The 11,924-nt window shown below is 69.2% G+C and carries 10 protein-coding genes; 4 read left to right on the top strand and 6 right to left on the bottom strand.

Translation table 11 applies throughout. The annotated features are described in order from the left end of the window. Positions 1-107: 107 nt before the first annotated feature. The 3 genes from GM656_RS08635 to GM656_RS08625 all read right to left on the bottom strand — a co-directional run bounded on the left by GM656_RS08635 (position 108) and on the right by GM656_RS08625 (position 1,945). A complete protein-coding gene (locus GM656_RS08635; protein WP_162413273.1) occupies positions 108-971 on the bottom strand; it encodes an ATP-grasp domain-containing protein in 864 nt (287 codons plus the stop codon). Positions 972-1,024: 53 nt separating this feature from the next. After that, positions 1,025-1,222: a hypothetical protein gene (locus GM656_RS08630; protein ID WP_162413272.1), complete on the bottom strand. Its 198-nt coding sequence runs from the start codon at positions 1,220-1,222 to the stop codon at positions 1,025-1,027. Between the two features lie 189 nt (positions 1,223-1,411). Further along, on the bottom strand, positions 1,412-1,945 hold the full coding sequence (locus GM656_RS08625) for a 50S ribosomal protein L16 (RefSeq protein WP_162413271.1): 534 nt from the start codon (positions 1,943-1,945) through the stop codon (positions 1,412-1,414). 238 nt (positions 1,946-2,183) lie between these two features. Between GM656_RS08625 and GM656_RS08620 the strand changes: the two genes are divergently transcribed. Together GM656_RS08620 and GM656_RS08615 are read left to right on the top strand one after the other, a co-directional pair. Beyond that, on the top strand, positions 2,184-3,182 hold the full coding sequence (locus tag GM656_RS08620; RefSeq protein ID WP_162413270.1) for a glutathione S-transferase family protein: 999 nt from the start codon (positions 2,184-2,186) through the stop codon (positions 3,180-3,182). A 77-nt stretch (positions 3,183-3,259) separates the two neighbouring features. Then, entirely contained in the window at positions 3,260-3,763 is a 504-nt protein-coding gene (locus GM656_RS08615) for a type IV pilin (RefSeq protein ID WP_162413269.1), read from the top strand. A gap of 25 nt (positions 3,764-3,788) precedes the next feature. On the opposite strand, the gene GM656_RS08610 is transcribed toward GM656_RS08615, so the two are convergent. After that, the gene (locus GM656_RS08610; protein ID WP_162413268.1) at positions 3,789-4,841 is read right to left on the bottom strand and encodes a TrmB family transcriptional regulator; all 1,053 of its coding nucleotides are present in this window, start codon (positions 4,839-4,841) and stop codon (positions 3,789-3,791) included. 163 nt (positions 4,842-5,004) lie between these two features. Between GM656_RS08610 and GM656_RS08605 the strand changes: the two genes are divergently transcribed. After that, on the top strand, positions 5,005-7,023 hold the full coding sequence (locus GM656_RS08605; protein ID WP_162413267.1) for a glycoside hydrolase family 15 protein: 2,019 nt from the start codon (positions 5,005-5,007) through the stop codon (positions 7,021-7,023). Between the two features lie 65 nt (positions 7,024-7,088). On the opposite strand, the gene GM656_RS08600 is transcribed toward GM656_RS08605, so the two are convergent. Then, a complete protein-coding gene (locus GM656_RS08600; protein WP_162413266.1) occupies positions 7,089-8,255 on the bottom strand; it encodes an ABC transporter ATP-binding protein in 1,167 nt (388 codons plus the stop codon). A 95-nt stretch (positions 8,256-8,350) separates the two neighbouring features. Next, positions 8,351-10,426, bottom strand: coding sequence for an alpha-amylase family glycosyl hydrolase (locus GM656_RS08595; RefSeq protein WP_162413265.1), 2,076 nt, complete (start codon positions 10,424-10,426; stop codon positions 8,351-8,353). A gap of 206 nt (positions 10,427-10,632) precedes the next feature. Here GM656_RS08595 and GM656_RS08590 point away from each other — a divergent pair, with 206 nt between their 5' ends. Continuing rightward, positions 10,633-11,919, top strand: coding sequence for an extracellular solute-binding protein (locus tag GM656_RS08590; protein ID WP_174242956.1), 1,287 nt, complete (start codon positions 10,633-10,635; stop codon positions 11,917-11,919). The last annotated feature ends 5 nt before the right edge of the window (positions 11,920-11,924 follow it).

Here is an 11,924-nt window from a genome sequence, read left to right as displayed (position 1 = left end):
ATCTATCTTAAATATTACTACTCGAGATATAACATTACATTGAAATATATATGATTTATTTCACATTACATCAACGCCCCGGACCGATCGCCGTTCAGCCTGAGGGGCTAATCGGTCTCCGTCGCTCGAATCAGTGCCGCCAGGTCGTCCCAGAAGCCGTCCTCGTACTTCGTCGCCGCGTCGATGGTCGGCCGGGCGTTCGTCTCGTTGACCACGGCGCGCTCGTCGGTCACCAGCAGATCGACGCCGAGATAGGGGATGTCGAGCACCGCTGCCGCGCGCTCGGCGAGGGCTCGCAGGTCTGCCGGCAAGTCGAGGCCGTCCGCGTCGGCACCGCGGTGGACGTTGTGCTTCCACCGACCGCGCTCGCGGGCGTCGTCCGGCAGGCTCCGGCGGACCGCGCCGACGTACTCGCCGTCGACGACCATCACGCGGTAGTCCGCGGCGTCGGGGAGGTACTCCTGGACGAGGAAGGAGCGGTCCCCGACCGCGCGGTAGTCGTGGACCAGGTCGAGGTAGTCGACGACGCCGAGAAATGAGTCCAGGTCGTGGGCCGTCGTCACGCCCACCCCGCGGGTCGTCGAGTTCGGTTTCACGACGACGGGCGGGTCGAACCGCTCGAAGGCCGCCGTCAGGTCCGCGTCGCTCGCCGGGTTCGAGACGGCGACGGTCTCGGGGACGGGAACGCCCGCCCGGCCGAGTCGCGCCAGCACGTCGGCCTTGTTGCGCGACCGCAGGATCGCCTCCCGGTCGTTGACCCACGGTACGTCGAGCATCGCGTCGGCGACGCCGCCCTCCATGATCCGCGACGGGTAGACGAACCCCACGTCGTAGTCGGCGAACGGCGACGCGTCGAGGGGAATCGTCCGCTCCTCCGTCTCGACGTGCCCGACCTCGATGTCTCTGGCCGCGAGCGGTTCCCGCATCCGCTCGAACGTCTCGGCCGCTGTCGCGACGGCGAGTCTGAGCATTACCGGCCGTACGGGCGGTCGTTACTAAGGTCGTCCGCTCGACGGAGCGGTCGTCACTCGCCGCCGCGGCCCCGCCGGAGCGCCCACAGCACGAGGAGCGCGCCCTCGACGCGGGCGGCGCTGTACACCCACGGCCGCAGGTCGACATCGTCGCCGTTCGTCGCCGCCATTCCCATCCAGAAGTCGACGACCTTCCGCGGGCGGAGCAGTTCGAGGACGCCGAGGACCAGGAGTACGAGTCGAAGTGCCATACCTCTCGGTACGCGCGATGGGGGCAAGAATATTGTGGGGAACGATAGCATGTGTCGAGAGTCGGTTCGGATCCGATCGGTCCGGACGCGACTCATCGTCGCTCGGACCGACGCGGAAAACGAGGTCAGCGGACGCTAGCCGTTCCGCTCTCTCACTCGACGAACGGCGAAAAAACGTCGCTGCTCGACTTACGCGATCAGCAGCTCTTCTCCCCGTTCGACCTTGATCCGACACGAGGGAGTGATCTTGTTGTAGGCGCGGCGGAACGCCTCCTTGACGTGTTCGGCGTCCTCGACGTTGCAGTACGCCGTGAAGAGCTGTTCGCCGGCCTGGATGCGGGCGGCGGTGCCGACGATCTTCCCGAAGGCCTGGCGCATCCCGTCGGAGACACGGTCGGCCCCGGCACCGGTCGCCTGCTTGTTCTCGCGCAGGACCTGGTGGGGGAACTTCCGCAGCATCATCTTGTAGTCGCCTTCCTCGCCGAGTTCCTTGATCAGGTGGCGGTTGGCCGACAGGCGGGAGGCCTCCAGCGAGCCGTGACGCAGCTGGACGGACTCCTCGACGATGAGGCTGATCTGGACGGGGTAGTCCTCGGCGTCCTTCTGCTTCCGACCCATCTTGTGCTGTGCGATCTTCGAGCCGGGGATGCCCGTGATGTACTCGCGCCGGGTGTACGAGGGCTTGTCGATGTCCCGGTACATCGAGGCAGGTTTGTCCGACATAGGTACTCTTGGCGAATACGTCGCCGAGCGGCCCAATAAGGCCTTCGAACCGGGCCGGCGGCGTGTCGGAGTGTCGCACGCGGTCCCGACACGCCGCGAGAGCGGGCGCAGGGCGGCCGCGTCGGGTCCGCGCCGCGGCGTGCTCCCGACGCCGCGGCCGTCTCGGACCCGCGGCCGGTGACATCGCCGTTACCTCGCTCGGGTGTTTATCTCCGTCGAGCGCCAACCGACCGGCACGATGAATATGCTCGTCGACGGCGAGTGGCGGACCGACGCGTACGAGAGCACGGACGACGACGGGGCGTTCGACCGGCAAGACACCACCTTTCGTGACTGGGTCCGCGACGACCCCGACGCGCGCTTCCAGCCCGAGGCCGGTCGCTACCACCTCTACGTCTCGCTGGCCTGCCCGTGGGCCCACCGGACGCTCCTGGCACGGGCGCTGAAAGGGCTCGAAGACGCCATCAGCGTCGACGTGGTCGACCCCTACCGCGAGGACGGCGGCTGGCAGTTCACGCCGGAGAAGGCGGGCTGTACGCCCGACACCGAAAACGGCGCGGACTACCTCCGCGAGATCTACGTCGAGGCCGACCCGGACGCCACCTGTCGCGTGACCGTCCCCGTGCTGTGGGACACGCAGGAGGAGACCATCGTCAACAACGAGTCCGAAGAGATCCTCCGGATGCTCGACGTGGCGTTCGACGACGTGGCCGAGAACGACGTGGACCTCTACCCCGGCGGGTATCAGGACGAGGTCGACCGGATCATCGACGACATCTACGAGCCGATCAACAACGGCGTCTACCGCTGTGGCTTCGCCGAGAGCCAGTCGGCCTACGACGAGGCCGTCGAGGAACTGTTCGACGCGCTCGACCACTGGGATTCGGTCCTCGAAGACCAGCGCTTCCTCGCGGGCGACCGCCTGACCGAAGCGGACCTCTGCATGTTCACGACGCTGGTTCGCTTCGACGAGGTGTATCACACCCACTTCATGTGCAACCACCGGCTCGTCCGCGAGTACGACAACCTCTGGCCGTACCTGCGCGAGCTCTACCAGCTCCCCGGCGTCGCCGAGACGGTGAACATGGCCCACATCAAAGAGCACTACTACACGACCCACCCCGACGTGAGCCCGAAGCGCATCGTCCCGAAGGGGCCCGACCCGGACTTCGAGGCGGCCCACGACCGGGATGCGCTCGACGGCGACCTACCCACCGACCTCCTGGTGACGGCCTGAATCGGCTGTCATCGCGCCGAATATCGAACGCCGAGCCGAGAGCGACGTTTATCAGTGGGTAGTCCTCAGGTACCCCAATGAGTCGGGGATCATCGAGAACCCGGGCCGCGAGCCCGGTCGTCGGCGTCGTCATGCTCGTCGGTATCGCGGTGGTTCTCGCCGCCGTCGCCGGGGCGTTCGCTCTGGACTTCACCGACCGGCAGCCGACCGCCGCCCCGCAGGTCGCCGTCGTCGCCGACTACAGCGAGCGGACCACCGGCAACGGCGAGTACCTGAACCTCTCGTTCGAGAGCGGCGACGTGCTCGACCGCGAGCGGCTGTCGGTCGTCGTCACGGACGCGGCGAGTTCGAGCGGCGGCGACGCGACGCTGACGGGCGACCCCATCCAGTCACAAGCGCCGGCCTCCGTCTCCGCGGGCACGGAGATTTCCATCCACGCCGGGCAGTTCTCGGGCGTCGCTTCCGGCGAGCACCTGGACCTGAGCGACGCGACGCTGCGACTGGTGTGGACGCCCGAGAACGACCCCGACGCGGAGACCTACGTCGTCTACCGCTGGCCGGAGCCGAGCCGGCGGACCTGACCGCGCGCGGAAACTCCCGTTCGTCTCACGATTCGAGCGACAGCGTCACCGCGTCGGTCTCGTAGTCTTCGAGGAAGGACCCGGAGCCGCCCAGCGTGACGGTCCGGTCCCCCACGTCGACGACGAGCGAGTGTTCGATCGGGTAGGCGTTGGTGTGGGGCTCGACGAGGCCCTGTCGCGTCTCGACGACGGCCCCCTCGACGCGCCCGGGGTCGTCGTCCGCCTGGACCGGGCTGACCTGCGCGGCGGCCTGGACCGTCTCGCCAGCGCGCCGGCGGAGCGTCGCCTGTAGGACGGCGTGGCGGAAGTCGCGGTACGTCGCCGGCAGCGGGGCGGGGTCGGCGACGAACACCTCCTCGGCCATCGGCCAGTAGTTCCCGAGGAACGAGCCCGACAGCACCGGGACGAGCTGTCGCTGGACGAAGGCGATGGCGCGCTGGTCGGAGTTCGTCCGGGTCACCATCTCCGCGGGCGACACCAGCCCGAACTGGGCGTCGACGGTGAGCATGATCGGCATCTCGTGGTCCCAGGCCCGGACGACCGTTCCCCGGCCGGCCGCGTCCTCGGCCCGGAAGTCGTCCGCGCTGCTGACGACCAGCATCACCAGCACGCCGCGGTCGAGGGCCGCCGCCAGCTCCTCGCCGACCTCCGGCAGGTACTGCTGGGGGACCGACAGCATGATCTCGTGGTCGGCGTCGGCGATGTACTCGGTGAGCCGCTTGACGACCGTCGTTCGGGACTTGATCACGTCGAACTGCTGGGGCTCCTTGACGCTCTCCGAGTAGCGCTCGTCCAGCGCGCCGCCCATCTCTTCGAGGCGGTCGGTCAGCGAGTCGACGACCTCCTCGGGCGGGCGGGCGCGAATCGTCGTCGGGACGACGTGGTCGTTGACCGCGACGAACCCGCGGTCTTCCAGCGAATTGCTGATGCTGTAGACGTATCGCTTGGAGACGCCGGTGTCGTCGGCGATCTCGCTCGCCGTGGCCTCCCCGCTCTGGAGGATCGACAGGTACGTGTCGACCTCCTTGTCCGACAGGCCCAGTTGCGAGAGTCTGTCGCTGAGAGTCGAATCGTCCATTCCTTGTGTTCCTGTTATGGGTGTCGGATAACTGTGTTTCGGTGCTGTGTGGGGTCGAGGCCGCCGATCCGAACCGTACGCTGGGGCCGCCCCCTCCAGAATCTACAACTATGAAAAACTATTACACCATATTTTATAGCCCCCGGCGTGGTTCGTTCTCCTAATGACGCTTCGGACGGCGCTCAACGATTTCAAGCGGACGCGGGACCGCGGTCGGCAGTTCCCGGGTGAACGACGCTCGACGACCGGACGGTTCAGCGGCCTCGACGACAGGCTCGTCCACGTCGACGGCGACGGATCGCTGTGCGACTACTCCTATCCGCTCTGCGGGCTCACGGGGATCGACCGCTCGCGGTTCGGCGTCGAGACTGACGCGACGACGTGGTTCGACGCCGACGGCGACCAGCGGTATCGACGCGATTCGGGGGCCGTCGAGACCGTCCACGACCGCGGTGACTGGGCCGTCGTCCAGACCGACTGCACCATCGAACGCGGTCACGTCACCCGGTTCGAACTCCGTGGCGACGCGCCCGACGACGTCTCGCTCCGGGCGTTCGTCGGCTTCGCCCCCGACGGCCGCGAGGGCCAGCAGAGCCTGCTGGTCCACGACGGGGCCGTCGAGGCCTACCACCGCACGGAACACGACTTCGTCGCCGTCTCGACCGACCTCGCCGCCGTCGAGGGCCAGATCCCCGAACGGCTCCCGGAACTGCTCGACGACGACCCCGTCCCGTTCCCGCGCGCGACCGGCGAGCGCCGGTACGAGGACACGACGCTGACGGGCGGCGTCTCGCTGACCGCGCCGTTCCGCGACGGCGGCGTCACGCTCGCGACGCTGCTGACGGACGCGACGCGGACCGACCGCGACGCGGCGCTTTCGACCGTCGACCGACTGGCCGGCGACCACTACACGCCGGACACGCTGGCCGAGGCGGGCCGGACGCAGCGCCGCTGGCGGGTCCCCCACGACACGCCAGCACGAGACTGCGTCGTCGCCGACCTCCGGGTGCTGTCGCTGCTGTCCGCGGCCAACGGCGCGCGCATCGCCGCGGCCGACTTCGACCCGTTCTACGTCACCTCGGGCGGCTACGGCTACACCTGGTTCCGCGACGACGCCGAGATCTCCGGGTTCCTGCTCGACGCCAGCGAGACCGTCGACCTCGGTCTGTGTCGCTGGCTCCAGCGGTCCGCCGACTTCTACTGCCGGACCCAGCGCGCCGACGGGAGCTGGCCCCACCGCGTCTGGCCGGGCGACGAGACGCTCGCGCCGGGATGGGCGAACGCCCGCCTCGAGAGCGGATCGAACGCCGACTACCAGGCCGACCAGACCGCGAGCGTCGCGGCCTTCCTCGCCGAGTTCCGCCGCTCCGGCGACCCAATCGACCCGGACCGAATCGAGACCACACTGGGATGCGCCGTCGAGAGCATCGACGACACGCTGGCCGAGGACGGCCTCCCCCTGGAGTGCCAGAACGCCTGGGAGAACATGCAAGGCCGGTTCGCACACACCGCGGCCACCTTCCTGTCCGCCTACGCGGCCGTCGCTCGCGCGCCGGTCTGCACCGCGCTCCGGGACCACGCCCGCGTCCAGGCGGAGTCGGTGCTCTCGGGCCTCGACGCGCTCTGGACCGGCGACCGCTACGCTCTCCGCGAACACGAGGGGCGGGTCGACGACCGGCTCGACTCCGCCACGCTCGCGCTGGTCGACGCCTTCCGAGTCGCCGACGAAGCCGTCGGGCTCTCCCCGGACGCGCTCGACCGGCTCGTCACCCACGTCGAGACGACCCTCGACGGGCTCGAACGGGACACCGGCGCGGTTCGGGGCCTGATCCGCTTCGAGGGCGACGACTGGCGACGCGGGACACAGGACGCGGCGAAGGTCTGGACGGTGTCGACGGCGTGGGGCGCGAACGCGGCCGCCCAGCTCGGCGCGCTCCTGCGCGACCGCGACGACGCCCGCGCGGCCCCGGCCTACGCCCGGTCCCGGGACCTGCTCGCCGAGATTCTGCCCGGCGGCTCGCTCGTCCAGGCGACCGGCTACCTCCCGGAACAGCTGTTCGACGACGGCACGCCGGACTGCGGGACGCCGCTGGGCTGGCCCCACGCCCTCCGGCTGGCGACGGTCGCTGAGCTCTCGGCGGCCGACGAGTACCGGGCCGAGCCGGTGCGCGCGGCCGAGTGAGCGGCCGCTCCCGAGACTGGTTTTGTGAACTAACTCGATACGGCGAGTAGAAGCGCGCTCTCCGGCTACTTCGGCGTGGCGGCCGCCGGCTCCTCGGCCGCGGTGACCGCGTTGCCGTCCCGCGGGTCGAACAGGTGGACGGCGGACTCGTCGAAGACCACTCGAACGCGCTCGCCGACGGCCGGCTCCACGTCGGCGCTGACCCGCGCGACGAACGCGGGCGAGTCCTCGCCGTCGAAACCGTCCGATCCGTCGCCCAGATTCAGATAGAGGTAGTTGTCGCTCCCGACCGGCTCCAGCACGTCGACCGTCGCCGGCACGGCGGCCTGCCCGTCGCCCTCGGCCACCGAGACGTCTTCCGGGCGGACGCCGAGGACGTACGAGCCGCCCTCGATGTCGCCGAACGCCCGGACGCGACCGCCGGTGAGGTCGTAGGCGAACCCGCCGTCCTCGTCGGACAGGCGGATCCCGTCCCCCGTCGGCTCGGCGGTCACGTCGAGGAAGTTCATCGAGGGCGAGCCCACGAAGCCCCCGACGAAGCGGTTCGCGGGGTTCTCGTACACCTCCTTCGGTCGCCCGGTCTGCTGGAGGTTCCCGTCGTTGAGGATGACGATGCGGTCGCCCATCGTCATCGCCTCCTCCTGGTCGTGGGTGACGTAGACCGCCGTGATGCCCAGCTCTTCTTGCAGGCGCTGGATCTCCGTCCGCATCGTCGTCCGGAGCTTCGCGTCGAGGTTGCTGAGCGGCTCGTCGAAGAGGAACACGTCGGGCTCGCGGACGATGGCCCGGCCGAGCGCGACGCGCTGTTTCTGCCCGCCGGAGAGCTGGTCAGGGGTGTCGGAGAGCAGGTCCCCGATGCCCATCATCTCGGCCGTCTCGGTGACGCGCTGTTCGCGCTCGGCGGCCGAGAGGTCGGTGCTCATCCGCAGACCGAACGCCATGTTCTGCTCGATGGTCTTGTGCGGGTACAGCGCGTAGTTCTGGAACACCATCGCCACGTCGCGGTGGCGCGCGTGCACGTCGGTCACGTCCTCGTCGCCGATGCGGATGCGCCCGCTCGTCGGCCGTTCCAGCCCCGCTATCATCCGCAGCGTCGTCGACTTGCCACAGCCCGACGGCCCGACCACCGTGACGAACTCCCCGTCGTCGATGGACAGGTCGATGTCGTCCACCGCGACGATGGACCCGCCGTCGAACTCCTTTCGAAGCGCTTCTAGTTCGAGACTCGCCATTACAGGAGGTGTCACGCCCTCGGCTAATAAGTTTGATGGGATTTTTCATAGAAGTTTTTGCAGTGGGTCAGCGAGGCGCTCGGCGTCCGCGCCCGTCAGTCGCCGTCGCGGATCGGAACGACGACGACGTCCTCGACCCGGAGGCCGTCCTCGCTGGCGACCCGCTCGCCGCTGAGGAGGTCGGTCTCGCCGACGGGCCACTCGACGGCTACCGCGGCCGGCTCCGCGCCGAAGTTCAGGACGACGACCAGCCTCTCGGCCCCGTCGGCGCGCTCGTAGGCGACGACCCTGTCGGCCTCGCCCGTCTCGACGGCGTACGAAACCGGCTCGACCTCGGGCGCGCGCAGTGCCGGGCGGTCCCCGCGCAGCGCCACCAGCCGCCGGTGGAAGTCGGTGAGGGCGTCGTCGCCGTCGTGCCAGCGCATCGTCCCGCGCTGGGCCGCGACGCCGCGCTCCTGGCCGGCGTAGACCATCGGCACGCCCGGGAGCGTGAACACGGCCCCGACGGCCGCCCGGAGCGCCGCGGCCCCGCACGCCTCGACGTAGCGGTCCTCGTCGTGGTTGTCGACGTAGCGCATGTGGCCGGTGCGGTCCGGGTAGCCCCGCTCGACCGATGCCGCGAGCGCGTCGAGGACGGCGCTGGCCGGGTCGTCGCCGCGGCCCACGTCGCGGAGCGCGTCGAACAGGTCCGTGTCGTAGTGGACGCCGAACTCGTTCTCGGCGAAGGCGGCGTCGCGCGGGACGGTCTCGTCGAGGAGGAGGAAGTCGGGGTCGTCGGCCTTGACCCGCTCGCGGACCTCCTTCCAGAAGCCGTGGGAGACGCCCCAGGCCACGTCGCAGCGGAAGCCGTCGACCACGTCGCGCCACTCGTCGACCACGTCGAGCATCCAGCGCCGGACGGCCAGCGAGTCGTAGTTCAGGTTCGGAATGCGCGTCCAGTTGAAGTAGTATCCCGGCGCGTCTTCGCCCGCCCAGTCCACGTCCGAGATATCGCGCTCGGCCGGGACGCGCTCGTAGTAGTCGGCGTACTCGGGGACGCCGGCCCGGTGCGACTGGAAGGCCGGATGGTCCCGCGACGTGTGGTTGATGACGAGGTCGAAGACGACGCGGATGCCGGCGTCGTGGAGGCGCTCGACGAGCGACGCGAACGCCTCGCGCGACCCGAGGTCGTCGGCGGTGTCGAAGAAGTCCGTGACGTGGTAGCCGTGACGGGTCGGACTCGACAGCACCGGCGTGAGCCACACCACGTCGACGCCCAGCGACTCGATGTAGGGGACCCGCCGCTCGATGGCCTCGAAGGTGGTGTCGACGGTCTCGCCGGCGAACGAGCGGACGAATATCTCGTAGATCGTCGCGTCCGCGACCCACGCCGGCGGGTCGGCGGGTCGCGAGATCGAGATGTCGTCGCCGTCTGCCACGGACGATCGCTCCACCGCGAGCGTGTCGGCGACGCCGTGGCGCTCGGCGACGGGGACCGCGTGTATTCGGGCCGATTCGGGAAGGGCGTCGACCGGGACCCGGAGTTCGTCGCCGTCGACGGTCACCGCCGCCTCGTCCAGCGCGTCGCGGTCGTCGAGGTGGAACTCCACGGCGGGGTCGCCGCCCGACGGGGCCGCGCGGGCGTCCGCGGTCACGACGAGGTCGTCGTCGACCGCCTCGCCGGCGAGTTCGACGCGCGGCCGACCCGGCCCGTCGACGGTGATCTCGTCGGTCGCCGTGTCCGCGAACGACCCGTCGAACGAGAAGGTGGCCCGGTGGATTCCCGGCGGGAGATCGGTCTCGATCGCCCACTCGTCACCGTCGCGCTCGGCCCAGTGGGTCCCCGCGGTGAAGTCGTTGAACTGCCCGATGACGACGGCCCGGTCCGCGTCGTCCGTGGGCTCACTCTCGAAGTCCGTCGCGTCGACGCTGAAGCGGGCGGACGCTCTGACGGCCGGGAACGCCCGGACCGTCTGGACGTGCGTCGCGTCCTCCGTGTGTAGTTCGACCCGGTAGGTCCCGGGTGCGTCGGGTTCGAGGTGACAGACCGGCCCGTCGCCGACCGTCGCAGCGCTCTCGGCCGGCCGGTCGCGCAGCGTCCACTCGGCGGCCGCGTCGGGGTCCGGTCGGCGCGGAGCCAGTTCGACCGCGTCGCCGACGGCGCAGAACCGCGGCGGTCCTGGGTGGTGCATACGCCAACGGTGCACAGTGGGTCACCTGAGTGTTACGCTTCGCCGCGAACTACGAATGAATATCTCATCAGTAATTGGAGGCGGGCGGCCTGCGCCCCACCTGTCCGATCTCCGAGGTCGGGATTTCCGATGAAATCTATCATCATTGTATTTGTCTAATCCGAATGATTTAAGTTATGAAGCACTATTTCATCCAATATCTATCCATGACGATGGAACGACGGACGGTACTCGAACGGATCGGTGGCGTCGCCGCGGCTGCGGCCCTCGCGGGCTGTAGCGTGCAGGAACAGGGGAGCACGGGCGGAACGGCCTCGGGCGGTGGGTCCGGCGACGGCTCCAGCCAGGGCGCGGACGGCACGGCGAGCGGGTCGTCCGGCGGGACCGCGACGGCGTGGTACCAGCTTCAGGACTCCGAGCTCCCGGCCCGAAAGGACGCCATCGCGTCGTTCGGAGAGCAGACCGAGTACACCATCGAGGGGTCCGACATCTCGAAGATGGAGAACAAGACGACCAGCGCCATCCCGGCCGGCCAGGGCCCGGAGATCTTCGAGTGGGCCCACGACTGGGTCGGGGACTACTCCCAGCGCGAGTTCGTCGTCGACCAGTCCGACCAGCTCTCGGTGAGCCTGGACCAGTTCTCGGACGCCGCCGCGAGCGCCGTCCAGTACGACGGGGCCGTCGTCGGCCTGCCCCACTCCGCGGAGACGGTGACGCTCATCTACAACGCGGACATCGTCGACGAGGCCCCCGAGACGATGGACGACATGGTCGCGGCGATGGAGGACTACCACGACCCCGACAAGAGTCAGTACGGGCTGGCCGCGCCGTTCGACCCCTACTTCACCAGCGGGTGGATCCAGGCCTTCGGCGGCTACTACTTCGACCCCGAGAAGGACCCCGCGCTCGGCATCGACTCCGACGCCTCGGTCGAGGGCCTGCAGTTCGCGCTCGACACCCTCCGGCCGTACATGCCCAACGATCCGACCTACGAGCCCCAGGCCGCGGCGTTCTCGGAGGGCAACGCCGCCTTCGCCGTCAACGGGCCGTGGTACCTCGCGACGCTCAATCAGAACGACATCGACTACGAGGTGGCGACGTTCCCCGAGATCGACGGCGGGCAGGTCCGCCCGTACACCGGCATCTCGATGTGGTACTTCGCGTCCGCGATGAGCGACGGCGGCAGCTCCGCCGAGGCCGCCCGGTCGTTCGTCGAGTGGTTCGCCACCAGCGAGGACCACCAGCTCCGCCTCGCCGAGGAGCAGGGCTCGATTCCCGTCCTCGACAGCCTCGTCGGGAGCGACGAACTCCCGAGCACCGTCCAGACCTACTCGCAGACGGTCAGCCAGGGCGTCCCGATGCCGACCGACCCCCGGATGAACAAGGTCTGGGCCCCGGTCAAGACCGCCCTCACCAAGGCCTTCAACGGCGACGCCGAGCCGGAGCAGGCCCTCTCGACCGCCGCCGAGGAGATCCGCAGCAAGTGGGAGTGAGGGGA

Source organism: Haloarcula salina, assembly GCF_010119195.1.
Taxonomy (GTDB): Archaea; Halobacteriota; Halobacteria; order Halobacteriales; family Haloarculaceae; genus Haloarcula; species Haloarcula salina.
This window is presented reverse-complemented; position numbering and strand designations above follow the sequence as displayed.

What these genes read in the sequence shown, in the direction of transcription:
- GM656_RS08635 (WP_162413273.1), bottom strand. Translation starts at nt 971, where the DNA reads ATGCTCAGACTCGCCGTCGCGACAGCGGCCGAGACGTTCGAGCGGATG.
- GM656_RS08630 (WP_162413272.1), bottom strand. Translation starts at nt 1,222, where the DNA reads ATGGCACTTCGACTCGTACTCCTGGTCCTCGGCGTCCTCGAACTGCTC.
- GM656_RS08625 (WP_162413271.1), bottom strand. Translation starts at nt 1,945, where the DNA reads ATGTCGGACAAACCTGCCTCGATGTACCGGGACATCGACAAGCCCTCG.
- GM656_RS08620 (WP_162413270.1), top strand. Translation starts at nt 2,184, where the DNA reads ATGAATATGCTCGTCGACGGCGAGTGGCGGACCGACGCGTACGAGAGC.
- GM656_RS08615 (WP_162413269.1), top strand. Translation starts at nt 3,260, where the DNA reads ATGAGTCGGGGATCATCGAGAACCCGGGCCGCGAGCCCGGTCGTCGGC.
- GM656_RS08610 (WP_162413268.1), bottom strand. Translation starts at nt 4,841, where the DNA reads ATGGACGATTCGACTCTCAGCGACAGACTCTCGCAACTGGGCCTGTCG.
- GM656_RS08605 (WP_162413267.1), top strand. Translation starts at nt 5,005, where the DNA reads ATGACGCTTCGGACGGCGCTCAACGATTTCAAGCGGACGCGGGACCGC.
- GM656_RS08600 (WP_162413266.1), bottom strand. Translation starts at nt 8,255, where the DNA reads ATGGCGAGTCTCGAACTAGAAGCGCTTCGAAAGGAGTTCGACGGCGGG.
- GM656_RS08595 (WP_162413265.1), bottom strand. Translation starts at nt 10,426, where the DNA reads ATGCACCACCCAGGACCGCCGCGGTTCTGCGCCGTCGGCGACGCGGTC.
- GM656_RS08590 (WP_174242956.1), top strand. Translation starts at nt 10,633, where the DNA reads ATGACGATGGAACGACGGACGGTACTCGAACGGATCGGTGGCGTCGCC.